This window comes from Mesobacillus campisalis (assembly GCF_000986785.1).
Classification (GTDB): domain Bacteria; phylum Bacillota; class Bacilli; order Bacillales; family Cytobacillaceae; genus Mesobacillus_B; species Mesobacillus_B campisalis.
In genome coordinates, this window is the sequence record NZ_LAYY01000008.1 from 109,630 (window position 1) to 124,918 (window position 15,289).

Genomic DNA, 15,289 nt, shown 5'->3' on the forward strand with positions numbered 1-15,289 from the left:
GTGGTCAGACCACGGTTTCTTTTAAAATCAATATAACATATTCCATTAACTTGTAAAGACTATTTTTTGAGGACAACATACTCGGACCCAAGGAAAATGCGGAGCTTTTGAAGACATTCCCCGCTTCCATCCACTCTGTATTCTTCACTAAGCAAAATGGTCTTCTCTTTTCCAGCGTAATGGAGAATAACGGGATAGCGGCCCGGATGCTTTTTCAATATAGCTTTCAGCTCATTTAATTTTTCCGCACTCTGAAAGGCATCCTCGATTTTAAGATAGAGTTTCGGCTGTTTTCCGCCAAAGGGAGCTTCCTCGTCCACATCCAGCTGCTCCCCGATAATGAACTGGAGCTTTCCTGCCCTTTCCTCCACTTTCCCTTCAAGCAAAAGGACGCTTCCTTGCTTCATTACATGCCCCAGGCGCTTATATACGACCGGAAAAGCCACGGCCTCCATGTCCCCGCTTGGATCACTCAAGGTATAGAAGGCCATCGCCTCTCCCTTTTTTGTCCTGATTTTCTTTTCCTCTGTTACATATACTCCTGCCCTCGTCCGTTCCCCAGGCCTCAAATCGGCAATGTGCCGTGCTCCGGCAGCCTTCAATGCCTCCTCCATTATTGAAACGGGATGTGTGGAAAGATATAGGCCGAGCACTTCTTTTTCATACGCCAGCATCTCCTTCACTGGAAGGGGGTCGACACTCACATACTTAGGCTTCAGCTTGAATTCCGGGTCGTGAAATAAATCGAACTGCCCTGAGTCATCCGGTGCCATCAGCTGGGCATGCTCAATGGCGACGTCCAGGGTGGCTAGAAGGACAGCACGGTCCTGGCCGAATTCGTCAAACGCTCCCGAGTGGACGAGCGCCTCCAGTGTTTTGCGGTTGACGGACTTGGAAGGGACCCGGAGGCAAAAATCAAACAGGTCGGAAAATGGCTTTTGCTTTCTGGCCCTGAAAATCTCCTTAAGGGGAGACAGCCCTACACCTTTAATCGCCCCCATGCTGTAGCGGATGCCGCTTCCTTCTGCCTCGAACCCAAAACCGCTTTTATTGACAGAAGGAGGAAGAAGCTTGACTCCTTTGTGGGAAAGCTCCCTGCTGTACTGGGCAATCTTTGATTCATTTCCTGCTGATGATGACATCAGCGCTGCCATGAAGAACAGCGGAAAATTCGCTTTCAAATAGGCCAGCTGGTAAGCAATGAAGCTGTAGGCAACAGCATGGCTCCGGTTGAACCCATAGTTGGCGAACTTCACGATCAGGTCATAGACTTTATTCGCCTCTGGCTCGGTGTACCCCTTCTTCATTGCGCCCCGGACAAAATGGGTCCGTTCCCGATCCAGCACTTCTTTTTTCTTCTTGCTGACAGCCCGGCGCAGCAGGTCCGCTTCACCAAGCGAAAATCCTGCCAGTTTGGAAGCAATCTGCATGATTTGTTCCTGGTATACAATGACTCCGTAAGTATTCTCCAATATTTCTCTTAGGTCAGGGTGAGGATATTGTATCGGAGACCTTCCATGCTTGCGGTCGATAAACAGCGGGATATTTTCCATCGGGCCTGGGCGGTACAGAGCATTTACCGCCACAATATCCTCAAAACGGGAAGGCTTAAGCCTCACTAATACCTTCCTCATCCCCTCGGATTCCAGCTGGAAGACACCGGATGTGTCGCCTTTTCCCAGGAGCTCGAAGGTCTTTTCATCATTTGGCGGTATTTCCTGGATATTCAGTTTTCTTCCTGTTTTCCTGCGAATCGACGAGAGGATGTTTTCAATCAGTGTCAGATTCCGCAGTCCCAGAAAATCCATTTTCAGCAAGCCCGTTTCTTCAAGATGCTCCATCGAATATTGTGTCAAAAGAATTTCCCCGCTGCCTGCCTGGACCGGAACGAGATTGGCCAGGGGCTGTTCGCTGATGACTACTCCTGCTGCGTGCGTCGATGTATGGCGGGGCAAGCCTTCAAGCTTCAAGGCTGTTTCAAACAGTCTCCGCTGCATGTTTGATTCCTTGACAAACTCCCTGAGGCCTTCCGATTCGCTGTAGGCTTCTTTCAGTGTCATTCCGAGCCGCGAAGGAATCAGCCTCGACAGCCTTTCCAGCTCTTTTGTATTCAAACCGAAAGCCCTGCCGACATCCCTTGCAGCCGCCTTGGCGGCAAGGGTGCCGAAAGTGACGATTTGGGCTACGTGCATATGCCCATACTTTTGCGCCACGTACCCAATCACTTCATCCCGGCGATGATCAGGAAAGTCAATATCGATATCAGGCATGGATATCCGTTCAGGGTTGAGGAAGCGCTCGAACAGCAGTCCATGGCTGATCGGGTCCACATCAGTAATATAAAGGACATAGGCCACGATCGAACCTGCGGCCGACCCCCGTCCTGGTCCGGTTAATATCCCGTTATCCCTGGCAAACTTCATGAAATCCCAAACAATCAGGAAATAATCGCTGAAATTCATTTTCTTTATGACTGACAGTTCATAGCGGAGCCTGTCAAGATGCTCCCCGGAAGGTTGCCGATAACGGTTCTTTAGCCCCTTATGGCACAGCTCATCCAGCAACTGCCCGGCAGTCTTCCCCTCGGCAACGGGATATTTGGGAAGATGCCTGCTTTCCAGGTCCACCAGTACATTGCAGCTGTCGGCAATTTTAAGCGTACTCTCCAGGGCATCAGGGTATTCCGCGAGCAGTTCCGCCATTTCGGAAGGCCCCTTAAAATAGAATTCCTCGCTTCCCAGCTTTTCGCGTCCCTCTTCCTCAAGCTTCTGCCCATTTTTAATCGCCAAAAGGCATTCCTGGGCAAAGGAATCATCTTTGTTTATGTAGTGGACTGCATTCGCGGCCGCGATTTGGAACTCTCCCATAGCAGCAAGCTTAGCCAGCTCCTCCACCATTTCCCGCTGCCCCGGAAGGCGCTGGTCATGGAAAGCTAGATAAAACCGCTCCGCCCCAAAGATCTCCCTGTACCGGTCCGCTGCATTCCTTGCCTTTTCATGTTCGCCAGCAAGAAGAAGCTGCTCTATCTCTCCCTCCATGCCTGGGGTTAGCGCAAAAAGGCCTTTTGAATAATGTTTCAGCCACTTAACAGGAATGCCGCCTGGGGCTTTGGTCTGGATCGCACTCGAAATTTTGATCAGGTTTTGGAAGCCTTCATTGTTGGCTGCAAGCAGGACCAGCGGAAAGGCTCCCTCTTCGCCTTCACTGGCCACATCCGCCGTCAGTCCAAGGATGGGCTTCACTCCCTGTTTCAGGCATTCTTTATAGAAAGCCACGGTTCCGTACATGACGTTCCTGTCGGTCAGCGCTACAGCGGGGAAGCCCTGCTCCTTTGCGGCCAGGACAATCTGCTCCACGGTTGCCGTACTGGTCAACAGGCTGTAGGCACTGTATACATGCAGGTGAATAAACGACATGATCTCCACCCCCTCAAAGTGTTTTTCTACTTACAATTATAGGTCCTCCCTCAAAAAAAGAAAATATGTTCTCCTTTTGGGCCGGAAGTTTTATCATAAACAATGGTATATGTCCATAGGATGTATGGAGAATGTATCTTTGTCCAAAGGGGACCTAATATGTATGAACCAGCCTTTTTTCGCACATCTGTTTGAAAGCTACTTTATTGCACTTGGTGTATTGCTGGGCGGGTCACTCATTGGCGGCCTTGCCTCGTTTCTGACCGGCCAGCCCCTCCTGACCCAAATACTGCGGATATCGGATTTAATCAGGATCTGGGCAATCATCGCAGCCATTGGCGGGACATTTGATACTGTATATAGTTTCGAGCGCGGTCTGATGGATGGAGAGACCAAGGATATCTTCAAGCAATTTTTGCTAATCCTCTCTGCAATGGGCGGGGCGCAAACCGGAGCTGTCATCATCAAATGGTTGACATTGGAGCATGTATAGCCATGAGAATTCCGCCTTATTACCGCAAGCCTTCCTGGCAGCGTTTCTTTGCAGGCATGGCCATCGGCGCGTCCTTAAGCTGGTGTGTTTTCCTCTATATGCACGGAGTCATGATGGAAAAAAAGTCCGCTCTTATCAGCAAGCAAAAAAAAGATATCGCCAACCTGGAAAAAGATATTAAAATCTGGCAGGACGATTATAAAGCTTTGAATGAAAAAAACCTGGAGCAGCTGACCATACAGGAAATCACCATAAAAATTACAAACGGGAATAAATACGAATTTGACAGATTGGGAATGTATGAGGCAGAAGAAGAGATTAAAGATGACTTGAAGTTTTTTCTTGCCAAGGACCTTGATTTTGTCTACAAAAGCAGGGACTTAATTGAAAAGATCATTGAGAACAAAGTTATTCCCATGAACGGCAAGCGGTACAGGCTGGAGATTTCCTCCATGTTCATCTATACAACCGTCAACATCCAGCTGAAGGTCCACCTTGATGAATAATAACAGCCCTGTGGCACAGGGCTGTTTCTTTCTAAAAAAAGTATAACTTAGTTAACTGTCCAGCTCCAGCGCCTAGCCCCTCGAGTCATAAGCCACTCCAGAATTGAAGGCAAATAACGCCTTCTATTCTGGAGCGTCTTATGCTGGTCGGGGCTGGGCAAGGCGCTTTCGCTTTTCTTATTTACACAGCTCAATCAAATCGGCAATGACCTTTTCGGCTTCTTCCCAGGCATGGATGGAAGCACCCGAAGCAAGCGGGTGGCCGCCGCCACGGTACTTGCGGGCAAGTCCGTTGATGACCGGACCCTTTGAACGCAGCCTTACCCTTATCTGGTCATCTTCTTCAATGAAGAATACCCACGCTTTTATACCTTTCACATTGCCAAGCACACTGACCAGAAGGGATGCGTCGGATGGCCTGACACCGTATTCTTCCAGTAATTCCTTCTTCATGACCACCGCCGCAGCGCCATTCGGAAGCAGTTCGAAATTCTGCAGCACATACCCATTCAATTTGATTACGTTAGGCTCCAGCTCATACATCCGGTCAAATAATTCCGTCCGTGAAAATTTGTAGTGAATCAGCTCGCCGGCATAGGCGAACGTCTTCTCCGTTGTACTCGGATAAAGAAACCGGCCTGTATCGCCAACAATCCCGGCGAACAGCAGGCGCGCCGCTTCGTCGGAAATCTTAAGCCCGCGGTCCTTGAACGTTAAATAGAATTCATAAATCATTTCGCTAGTGGAACTGGCCTCCGTATTGACCCACAGGAGATCTCCATACGGGTCCTCGTTTGGATGATGGTCAATTTTCACAAGCTTCGCTCCAAGCTTGTAGCGCCCATCGCAGATGCGTTCCTGATTGGCGGTGTCGCACACAATCACAAGGGCGTTCCGGTAGGCTTCATCCGGAATTACGTCGAGCCTTTTCATGTAGTGCAGCGTTTTTTCCTCTTTTCCGACCGCATACACCTTCTTTTGCGGATAGGATTCCTTCAGGATTTCAACAAGTCCTCCCTGCGAGCCGTACGCATCAGGATCGGGCCTGACATGACGGTGGACGATTATCGTATCATAATGTTCAATGGCTTCAATAATTTGCTCTTTCATGCGTCAAACCCCTTCGGCGGTAAAAATTGTTAATTCATTAATTATAATCACTTAAAGGAAAAATGGAAAGAATTCAGTCTGTCTGGTGGCATTTCCTGAAAAATACGTTAAAATAAGAGAAGATTTTAAGTTTGGAGGAACCTGAAATGCCATTACTTGTCTTTTTCATTGTGATTTCATTTTCCATGTATGTATTTTATAAGATTAAATATGTCCGTTCTTCCCGGCCGGTCGAAAGGAAATGGCTTTCTGCCAAGTCCAGCATCGCCCTTGGCCTTTTCGTTGCCCTGTTTGGCGTGAACCAGCTGTTTTTATTTCAATCCGCTGTCACTTACATTGTGGCCGGCATCTTTATCGTCATGGGCGGGCTCAGCGTCTTTGCCGGCATAAAGGCCTACCAGCATTACCTGCCATTTGCGATAAAGGAAGCTGAAGAAGCATAAGAAAAGCGGAAGCGCCTTGGTCAGCCCCGACCAGCATAAGACGCTCCAGAATAGAAGGCGCTTTTTGCCTTCAATTCTGGAGTGGCTTATGACTCGAGGGGCTAGGCACTGGAGCTAGACAGTTATCTCTTTTACCAAAGAAGCCGTTTTTTTACCGGCTTCTTTTTTACTGCTCAGCCCGAACTTTGCCTGTTTTCCTAATGCCTGTCGATCAGCTGGCACACCATCATGGCCTTTCCTACAAGCACACCTTCGCTATGGACCTCAACATCCATCTTCCCGAACTTTCTCCCCACCTCAAGGATGCGGGGGTATATCTCCAGAACACGATCGATTTGCACAGGTTTAATAAAATAGATCGTCATGTTTTCAACGACAAGATCGCCTTTCTTATATCCCCTCAACACCCGGTTGGCCGCTTCGGTAACCAGGGTGGTAAACACTCCGTAGGATATGGTTCCAAGGTGGTTGGTCATCTGCGGTGTAATGGTGCAGCGGAAAGTACTTTCATCCTTCAGTTTCCCGCGTGAGACCACCAGCTGGCTTGTCACGGTATCGTCAAGCGTTTCGCCAACCTGGGGCTGCCGCTGAATCATCTGCAGGGCTTTCAGGACGTCCTGGCGGCTGATCATTCCCTGAAGCTTGTTCGCATCATCCACAACTGGCAATACCTCAATCCCTTCCCAGACCATCATATGGGCGGAGGAAGCGACGCTTGTCTTCTCGCTGACCGTCATCGGCTGCTTGGTCATGATTTTTTCAATAGGAGTCTCCATGTCGTCTCCCATGATATCCTTTGATGTCACCATTCCCTGTACCTTCGTGTTGCGGTCGACAACCGGGAAACGGCTGTGGTTGGTCTCCTCCTTCAACCGATACCAGTCCGATACTTTATGATCAGTAGTGAGATAGGCCGTTTCTGCAAGAGGCGTGAGAATATCTTCAACCAGGATAATTTCCTTCTTGATTAATTGGTCATAAATGGCACGGTTAATCATTGTGGCAACCGTGAACGTATCATAGCTGCTTGAGATGATAGGAAGCTGCAGTTCATCGGCAAGTTTTTTCACATGTTCTTCCGTGTCGAACCCCCCTGTGACCAGCACAGCAGCCCCCGCCCGCAATGCCTGCTCATGGGCCTTATCCCGGTTGCCGACAATCAGCAGGTTGCCTGCACCGGTATAGCGCATCATTGCTTCAAGCTTCATCGCCCCAATCACGAACTTGTTCAAAGTCTTGTGCAATCCAGACCTTCCGCCAAGCACCTGGCCGTCCACAATGTTCACCACTTCCGCATACGTCAGCTTTTCGATATTCTCTTTCTTTTTCCGTTCGATCCTGATGGTGCCGACACGTTCGATGGTGCTGACGTATCCTTTGTTTTCGGCGTCCTTGATCGCCCGGTAGGCTGTGCCTTCGCTCACATTCATGGCCTTCGCGATTTGGCGCACCGAAATTTTCTCCCCAATCGGAAGGTCATCTATATATTGCAAAATTTGTTCATGCTTTGTAGCCAAGACTTTCACCCTTTATAATTTAAGTTTGCGTACGCAAAAACAATCATCCATCTTATATTATAAAGTGAAAAAAGCCTTGGTTCAAATTGATTTGACGCAGCCCGAGCTTATCTGGCAAGCCCCCGGGTCCGTTCCCTGGCTGGCTTCGCCATTCCTTCCCCTCTCTTTGCCATTTTCCTTTTCGGTGTATACAGGTATGCAGACAGATTTCCAGCTACTACACAAAAGGCAAGCATCAGCCACGCTGCGGCAAACAAACCGTCACTGCCTGCCGAGAACGACATCCTCGGCACAGCGAAATAAAGCATGAGTCCACAGAGCAGCAGGTATAAAAGGTATCGATTCTTTTGCATTGTTTCCTCCCCATTTAATTAAGGCTTGTTTTATTTCTATGCATAAAGCCTAAAAAAAAGCCTCTTTCCCCCTGGAAAGAGCAAAAAAAACTGCCTCGCGAATACTCGCGGGCAGTTTATGTTCCGTTTATAATTCCAGCTGCTGTCCCGGTTCAAGCAGTACTCCATTCTTTTCTTCAAGAAGGTCCAGGAATTTTTGCGGGTCCTGTTTTATTGGCGGGAATGTGTTAAAGTGGATCGGCACCACCTGCTTCGCCTTGATGAATTCCGCCGCCACGGCAGCATCCTCAGGCCCCATCGTGAAATTATCCCCGATTGGCAGGAAGGCCAGGTCAATCCCATGGCGCCCAATCAGCTTCATATCCGAAAACAGGCCAGTATCTCCTGCATGATAAATGGTCTTGCCTTCTGCCATGACAAGGACGCCGGCAGGCATTCCGCCATAGATGATCTGCTGATCTTCGGTGGCATATCCTGAGCCATGGAAAGCCTGGGTCATTTTTACCTTCCCAAAGTCAAACTCAAATGCGCCTCCTATATTCATCCCATGCGTGCGGACTCCTTGCCATCCAAGATATGTAGCCAAATCGGCATTGGTAATGACCAGCGCGTCGTTTCTTTTGGCAATTTCTACAGTATCACCAACATGGTCATTATGGGCATGCGTCAAAATGATATAGTCCGCTTTGACTTCCTCTGCATTTAAATCAGTCAGGCTGTTTCCGGTAATAAAAGGATCAATTAAAACTGTTTTTCCTCCCGTCTCCAGCTTCACTACTGAGTGTCCATGATAAGAAACTTTCAACTTCATCTCTCCTTTGCTTTTAGTCTCCTTACATACTTCCATAAAAATAGGAAGAACCCTTCTCCTGTATACCCAAATTTTCCACTTCTAAAAGTTTACTTTTCCCGGGCCAGTTGCTACGCTCAGATAGAGCGGCAGTAATTGCTGAACAGAAACTCAGGATAATGTGAAGAGCTGGAGGGAAAATAATGAATAACCGCATTAATGCACTAACAGAGTGGATGAAAGACCAGGGAATCGGGATGGCTTTTCTCACCTCCCCGGAAAATGTATTTTATTTAAGCGGATTTTTAAGTGATCCGCATGAACGATTGCTCGGAATCGCTGTATTCCAGGAAGCCGAGCCTTTTTTGATTTGTCCCGGGATGGAGAAAAATGAGGCAAGAAAGGCAGGCTGGGAGTATGAAATCATTGGCTACAGCGATACAGACTCCCCATGGGAACTAGTTTCAAGAGCCATCTCTTCAAGGGCAGAAGCTGTACATAAAACAGCGATTGAAAAAGAGCATATGAATGTGGAGCGCTATGAAGAAATGAAAAAGCTTTTTCCGGCAGCCGAATTTGTCCCGGCCGAAGATAAGCTTAGACAGCTGCGCCTGAAAAAGGATAAAAGCGAGCTTGAAAAAATCCGCCAGGCTTGTGAGCTTGCCGACTTTGCCATCCAAACAGGTGTAGAGGAGATCAAAGAAGGGAAAACCGAAATGGAAATCCTGGCTGCCATCGAATACGCCCTGAAAAAAAAAGGCGTCCGGGAAATGTCGTTCTCCACCATGGTACTTACCGGCCAAAACGCCGCCTCGCCGCATGGCACTCCTGGCGAAACCAAAATTAAAAAAGGCGACCTTGTCCTCTTTGACCTCGGTGTCGTCGTGGACGGCTACTGCTCTGATATTACCCGGACTGTTGCCTGCCATGACATCGGCACCGAACAGGAAAAGGTCTATCAGGCTGTCCTTGATGCCCAGCTAAAGGCAATTGAAGCAATAAGGCCCGGAACGCCATGCTCCAAAATTGATCAAACGGCCCGCAGCCTGATTGCCAAAGCAGGCTATGGAGAATATTTTCCGCACCGCCTTGGCCATGGCCTTGGCATTAGCGTACACGAATTCCCTTCCATCACGGAAACGAACCCGCTCCTTATTGAAGAGGGTATGGTCTTTACAGTCGAGCCGGGTATCTATATACCTGGACTTGCAGGAGTCAGAATCGAAGACGATATTGCCGTCACCAGGACAGGAATTGAAGTGCTGACAAAGTTTCCGAAAGAATTGCAAATCATTAAATAGAGGCTATGGCCTCATTGCCCAAGCAGCTTAGGACGGTCGGACGAAGAGATTTTACATTTGTTCAAATGGTTCTTTACTTATGTTCACCCACTTGATATATTATTGAAGTAACTGCTATCACAAGATAAAATGCAGGAGGAATAAGCATGACAAATTCACTGGCACAAATGATTGACCATACACTGCTTAAATCAGATGCAACGGAAGCCGATATTGTAAAATTGGCCGAGGAAGCAAAAGAACACAAATTTGCCTCTGTCTGTGTTAACCCGGCATGGGTAAAAACAGCTGCAAAAGTTCTTAACGATGTTCCCGAAGTAAAAGTCTGTACTGTCATTGGCTTCCCTCTGGGCGCATCCGCTTCAGAAGTAAAGGCGTTCGAGACGGAAAACGCCATTAAAAACGGTGCCGGAGAGGTTGATATGGTCATCAATATCGGCGCTTTGAAAGGAAAGCAATACGATGTTGTTGAAAACGATATCAAGGCAGTTGTGGATGCCGCAAAAGGAAAGGCGTTAACGAAAGTCATCATCGAGACATCCCTGCTTACCGACGAAGAAAAAGAAACAGCCTGCAAGCTCGCTGTTAAGGCAGGCGCGGATTTCGTTAAAACTTCAACAGGATTCTCGACTGGCGGCGCTACTAAAGAAGACATCGCCCTCATGAGGAAAGTCGTCGGTCCATCCATCGGCGTAAAAGCATCCGGCGGAGTCAGAAGCCTGGAAGATGCCCAAACGATGATCGAAGCCGGTGCCACGAGAATCGGCGCAAGCTCCGGTGTGGCCATCATGAAAGGACAAGCGTCTAATAGTTCTTATTAAAAGAAAAGCGGAGCCGACTGCTCAGCCCTGACAGGCATAAGACGCGCCTGAATAGAGGCGTTCTTTGCCTTCAATTCAGGAGTGGCTTATGACCCGAGGGGCTAGGAGGCGCAGCTGGACAAAGAAAAGCGGAGCCGACTGCTCAGCAGAACAAGCATAAAAAAGAAGCTCCGGGTAAGCCGGAGCTTCTTTTTTATCCTCGTGCAATCAATGTAGTTGTCAATACAGGAACTACCTGCTTCTTGCGGGAAACAACGCCCCTCAATGTAGCCACATTGTCTTCCAGGCTTACACTGAAAGCTTCCTCAACGGCTCCAGCCTGGTTTCCAAGTGCCAAAGCGGCAGAATCATTCGTCAGGATATCGGTAATAACCAATAGGAACAAGTCGAGTTCCTTCTCGGTGATGACCCTTGTCAGCGCATCTTCAAGCTCTGCCTTGCGAACCAATACATCATTCACATCCACTGTGTTAACCTGGGCGATTTCCACTTTAAAGCTTCCCATGCTGAATTCCTTGGCATCAAGTGAAATCAGCTCTTCAATGCTCTTGCTGCTCAGGTCTGCCCCTGCCTTCAGCATGTCAAGGCCGTAGGTTTCCGCCTCGACGCCTGCGATCTCGGCAAGTTCCTTCGCCGCAGCTATGTCCTGCTCGGTGCAGGTTGGCGATTTAAATAAAAGGGAATCGGAAATAATCGCGGACAGCATAAGGCCTGCCGTTTGGCGATCGGGCTGCAAATTGTTTTCCTTGAACATTTTATTCAGGATGGTCGCTGTGCATCCTACTGGCTCCACACGGAAATAAAGCGGGTCACTTGTTTCAAAATTGGCCACACGGTGGTGGTCGATTACTTCAAGAATGCGGACTTTTTCAATGTCATTAGCGCTTTGCTGGCGCTCATTATGGTCAACCAAAATGACATTCTGGGTTTGTTCCGCAATGTTTTCAACAAGCCGAGGCTCTTCCGCCTGAAAGTAGTTCAGTGCATAAGCCGTTTCTCCATTGATTTGTCCAAGCCGGACAGCCTCCACATTTTCACCTAGCTGTTTCTTTAGGTTGGCATAGGCAAGTGCTGAACAAATTGAATCAGTATCAGGGTTCTTATGCCCAAAAATCAGTACATTTTCCATCAAGACACTCCTCCATATTCACGGCTGCTATGTACCTTCGTGCTGCAGCCAGCTTTCATTCTTCATAAATTATAAATTATCACTAATTATCATTTTCCACAATGTCCTCAAGCAAAAAAGATTCAGTTTGCACTGAATCTTTTATATTGGTGTTACACCTGCCCAAGCAAGGTCCTTGCATCGGTATATTGGAGATTCTGCGCCTCGGCAACAGCTTTGTAAGTGACATGGCCGTTCAGGGTATTGAAGCCTTTTAAAATGGCTTCATTTTCGAGGCCTGCCTGTTTAAAGCCTTTATTGGCAATCTGGACGGCATATGGAACCGTTACATTTGTCAAGGCAACGGTCGAAGTCCTCGGCACGGCGCCAGGCATATTGGCTACAGCGTAATGAACAACGCCATGCTTTTCATATGTTGGATTGTCATGTGTCGTAATCCTGTCTGTCGTTTCAAATATTCCGCCCTGGTCAATTGCAATATCGACAACGACGGAGCCTGGGGTCATTGACTTAATCATTTCTTCGGTCACAAGCCTTGGTGCCCTCGCCCCCGGAATCAGCACCGCACCAATCACCAGGTCTGAATCCTTCACAGCCTGTGCAATATTATACGGATTGGACATCAAGGTTGTAATGTCCTTGCCAAAGATATCATCAAGCTGGCGGAGCCGGTCGGGATTCAGGTCAATGATGGTTACCTCAGCCCCAAGCCCGACTGCCATCTTCGCTGCATTCGTCCCTGCGACTCCCCCGCCAATGATTGTCACCTTTCCTCTTTGAACTCCGGGAACACCTGCCAGAAGAATTCCCTTGCCGCCATGAACTTTCTCCAGGAATTGGGCGCCGATTTGCGCTGCCATCCTTCCTGCCACCTCACTCATTGGCGTCAGAAGCGGCAGAGCCCCGCTGGGCAGCTGGATGGTCTCATAGGCTAAGCCGACGACCTTTTTATCTGTTAACGCCTTTGTCAAAGCCGGCTCTGGCGCAAGATGCAAATATGTAAATAAAATCAAGCCTTCTCTAAAATATTGAAATTCCTCAGCCAGCGGTTCTTTTACTTTCATCACCATCTGTGCAGACCAGGCTTCCGCGGCACTGCCCACAATTTTGGCACCCGCCTGCCCGAAATCTTCATCTGTAAAGCCCGAGCCCGTGCCGGCACCACTTTCAATCAGAACCTCATGGCCAAAGCGCACAAGATTTACCACTCCCGCTGGTGTCATAGCAACCCGATTCTCGTTGTTTTTAATTTCTCTAGGTACTCCAATACGCATGTGTATTCCCCTTTGCAAAAATATAAAAACATGTCGTGCTGGTACTTACAGGATAAAAAAAACCTTTATGAAAAGGCTTATTAATTTTATTTTAGTTGGTAAAATAACGAAAAACAAGCTGGTTTTCCAGCTTGTTTCCGTTTTAGTCTTTTTTTCGGCCCGGTGCCCTTCTCTGCGCTTCTGCCGGGTCAATCACTCCGCTGTTGTAAGAGTCCATGATTTGTCTGCTCGTTTCAGATGCAGCCTGGTCATCAAACTGGAAAGAAAGACGATTCTGTCCACGTTTTTCCATCCCCACTCCTCCTTTCTGTCCTCCTTATTGTTCGCCAGTTTGTAACAGCCATACCGAAATCCTTCAACTTCCTTATTGTATAATTAAGGTAAGGAGGAGATGAACAATGGGACTCAAATATAAGAATGTTTTAGTTGCCGTTGACGGATCCAAGGAAGCATCATGGGCTTTCAAAAAAGCCATCGAGGTTGCCAGGAGAAATAACGCAAAGCTTTTCATGACACACATTATCGACTTGCGGACATTTGCCACAGTCGAAGCCTATGACCGGACGATATCCGAGCGAGCCCGGCAATTTGGTGTAGAACTTCTCGAGAACTATAAAAAGCAGGCACTGGAGTCCGGGGTCACAGATGTAGCCTACGAAATCGACTATGGCTCTCCAAAGGTAAAAATCGCCAAGGATATCGCCAAAAAATTCAACGTCGACCTCATCATCTGCGGGGCCACTGGAATGAATGCCGTCGAAAGATTCTTTATCGGCAGCGTCTCCGAACACATCACCCGCTATGCACCATGCGATGTGCTGGTCGTCAGGACCGAAAAAGATACAGATTGAACCTTTCAGGCCTGGCAGCTGGTTGTCAGGCCCTTTGTTCCGAAATTTCAATTGAAATGGACGTGAGTTTTTGTTTTTAAATCCCCGCACTGTTTCAGATGAGTTGGAAATTCTACGGCACCTGAACGTCCGCATGACCCTTCCCCCAAAGGAAATCCAATCCCTCAGCCGGCTGGAAAAAGGCTTCCATGGAGAACTGGTTTTTGACCAGTGGCTCACGAACCTTAAAGTGGAAGTCATCATCCTTAGTGACCTATTGTTTGAGGTCCAAAAGACCAAATTCCAGATTGACAGCCTGGCGATCACACAAGACAGACTTTATTTATCCGAAGTCAAGAATTTTGAAGGTGACTACTTATACGATGCCGAAAATGATCGATTCTTTATTTGCTCCGGCAAGGAAATAACCAATCCGCTTCACCAGCTGCAAAGATGTGATACGTTGCTTCGCCAATTGCTCGGAAACCTGGGTTTCCAGTTCCAAATCGTCTCCCTTTTAGCCTTCGTGAACCCCGAATTCACCCTATACCAACTTCCCCGGGACCTGCCAATTGTTCTGCCCACGCAATTGAATGGATTTATAAAAAAAATAAATGGCGCTCCTTCCAATCTACACAGCCGGCGGCACAGGGTACTGGCTGACCAATTACTCTCAAGCATTATAAAAGAATCCCCCTACCCCAAACTTTTTAAGTATGAGTACGGGCAGCTGCGAAAGGGCATTTATTGTAAGATGTGCAAGTCGTTTAAACTTATTGTGAGGGGGAGTGTGCTTATATGCAATAAATGCAACTGCCAGGAAAGGATTGATCAAGCTGTAGTGCGCAGCACCTACGAGTACAAGCTTCTATTCCCTACTGAAAAAATAACGGCAAAAACTATAAAAGAATGGTGTGCGATTATAGAATCCGACTGGATTATAAGAAGAACACTTAAAGAGACCTTTATGGCAAGAGGAAATGGACAGTGGACATATTATGAATGAAGGTGCTACCTTGATTGACGCAAATTCTTTAAGATTCTCGCTCTTTTTTGCGCCAAGAGCTCTGATTAACGCATTTTTTCCAGGATCCACGCTTCTTTTTGCGCCAAGAGCCTTGATTAACGCAATTCTTCCCGGATTCACGCTTCTTTTTACGCCAAGAACCTTGATTAACGTAATTCCCTCGGGATTCTGGCTTCTTTTTGCGCCAAGCACCTTGATTAACGTAATTTCTCCAGGATACACGCTTCTTTTTGTGCCAAGCCCCCCTGCCTCCACTAGCTTAATCAAAAATAGAAAAAC

The 15,289-nt window shown here is 47.9% G+C and carries 15 protein-coding genes; 7 read left to right on the plus strand and 8 right to left on the minus strand.

Annotation, left to right across the window (positions count from 1 at the left end):
- Positions 1-59: 59 nt before the first annotated feature.
- Positions 60-3,416 (minus strand): DNA polymerase III subunit alpha, encoded by a 3,357-nt coding sequence (gene dnaE / locus WQ57_RS09140; protein ID WP_046523448.1) that lies wholly within the window; start codon positions 3,414-3,416, stop codon positions 60-62.
- A gap of 163 nt (positions 3,417-3,579) precedes the next feature.
- Between dnaE and ytrH the strand changes: the two genes are divergently transcribed.
- Entirely contained in the window at positions 3,580-3,909 is a 330-nt protein-coding gene (gene ytrH, locus WQ57_RS09145) for a sporulation membrane protein YtrH (protein WP_046523449.1), read from the plus strand.
- A gap of 2 nt (positions 3,910-3,911) precedes the next feature.
- Positions 3,912-4,415 carry a sporulation membrane protein YtrI gene (gene ytrI / locus WQ57_RS09150; RefSeq protein ID WP_046523450.1) on the plus strand — a complete coding sequence of 168 codons (504 nt, stop codon included), beginning with the start codon at positions 3,912-3,914 and terminating at the stop codon, positions 4,413-4,415.
- Between the two features lie 177 nt (positions 4,416-4,592).
- Here ytrI and WQ57_RS09155 read toward each other — a convergent pair whose 3' ends face one another.
- Positions 4,593-5,525, minus strand: a complete 933-nt coding sequence (locus WQ57_RS09155) for a DHH family phosphoesterase (protein ID WP_046523451.1) — start codon at positions 5,523-5,525, stop codon at positions 4,593-4,595.
- Positions 5,526-5,671: 146 nt separating this feature from the next.
- On the opposite strand from WQ57_RS09155, the gene WQ57_RS09160 reads away from it, so the two are divergent.
- On the plus strand, positions 5,672-5,968 hold the full coding sequence (locus WQ57_RS09160) for a YtpI family protein (RefSeq protein WP_046523452.1): 297 nt from the start codon (positions 5,672-5,674) through the stop codon (positions 5,966-5,968).
- 197 nt (positions 5,969-6,165) lie between these two features.
- Here WQ57_RS09160 and WQ57_RS09165 read toward each other — a convergent pair whose 3' ends face one another.
- The 3 genes from WQ57_RS09165 to WQ57_RS09175 all read right to left on the minus strand — a co-directional run bounded on the left by WQ57_RS09165 (position 6,166) and on the right by WQ57_RS09175 (position 8,643).
- Entirely contained in the window at positions 6,166-7,485 is a 1,320-nt protein-coding gene (locus tag WQ57_RS09165) for a CBS domain-containing protein (protein WP_046523453.1), read from the minus strand.
- A gap of 107 nt (positions 7,486-7,592) precedes the next feature.
- On the minus strand, positions 7,593-7,838 hold the full coding sequence (locus tag WQ57_RS09170) for a hypothetical protein (RefSeq protein WP_046523454.1): 246 nt from the start codon (positions 7,836-7,838) through the stop codon (positions 7,593-7,595).
- 127 nt (positions 7,839-7,965) lie between these two features.
- On the minus strand, positions 7,966-8,643 hold the full coding sequence (locus WQ57_RS09175; protein WP_046523455.1) for a metal-dependent hydrolase: 678 nt from the start codon (positions 8,641-8,643) through the stop codon (positions 7,966-7,968).
- A gap of 188 nt (positions 8,644-8,831) precedes the next feature.
- Here WQ57_RS09175 and WQ57_RS09180 point away from each other — a divergent pair, with 188 nt between their 5' ends.
- Positions 8,832-9,929 (plus strand): M24 family metallopeptidase, encoded by a 1,098-nt coding sequence (locus WQ57_RS09180; protein WP_046523456.1) that lies wholly within the window; start codon positions 8,832-8,834, stop codon positions 9,927-9,929.
- A gap of 146 nt (positions 9,930-10,075) precedes the next feature.
- The gene (deoC, locus tag WQ57_RS09185; protein ID WP_046523457.1) at positions 10,076-10,750 is read left to right on the plus strand and encodes a deoxyribose-phosphate aldolase; all 675 of its coding nucleotides are present in this window, start codon (positions 10,076-10,078) and stop codon (positions 10,748-10,750) included.
- Positions 10,751-10,943: 193 nt separating this feature from the next.
- Here deoC and WQ57_RS09190 read toward each other — a convergent pair whose 3' ends face one another.
- From WQ57_RS09190 to WQ57_RS26975, 3 genes are all read right to left on the minus strand, one after another.
- Positions 10,944-11,879 carry a manganese-dependent inorganic pyrophosphatase gene (locus WQ57_RS09190; protein ID WP_046523458.1) on the minus strand — a complete coding sequence of 312 codons (936 nt, stop codon included), beginning with the start codon at positions 11,877-11,879 and terminating at the stop codon, positions 10,944-10,946.
- A gap of 152 nt (positions 11,880-12,031) precedes the next feature.
- Positions 12,032-13,153, minus strand: coding sequence for an alanine dehydrogenase (gene ald / locus WQ57_RS09195; protein WP_046523459.1), 1,122 nt, complete (start codon positions 13,151-13,153; stop codon positions 12,032-12,034).
- A 142-nt stretch (positions 13,154-13,295) separates the two neighbouring features.
- Positions 13,296-13,445 carry a hypothetical protein gene (locus tag WQ57_RS26975; RefSeq protein ID WP_173427543.1) on the minus strand — a complete coding sequence of 50 codons (150 nt, stop codon included), beginning with the start codon at positions 13,443-13,445 and terminating at the stop codon, positions 13,296-13,298.
- A 106-nt stretch (positions 13,446-13,551) separates the two neighbouring features.
- On the opposite strand from WQ57_RS26975, the gene WQ57_RS09200 reads away from it, so the two are divergent.
- Positions 13,552-14,004 (plus strand): universal stress protein, encoded by a 453-nt coding sequence (locus WQ57_RS09200; RefSeq protein ID WP_046523460.1) that lies wholly within the window; start codon positions 13,552-13,554, stop codon positions 14,002-14,004.
- Between the two features lie 70 nt (positions 14,005-14,074).
- Positions 14,075-14,989: a nuclease-related domain-containing protein gene (locus tag WQ57_RS09205; protein WP_046523461.1), complete on the plus strand. Its 915-nt coding sequence runs from the start codon at positions 14,075-14,077 to the stop codon at positions 14,987-14,989.
- The last annotated feature ends 300 nt before the right edge of the window (positions 14,990-15,289 follow it).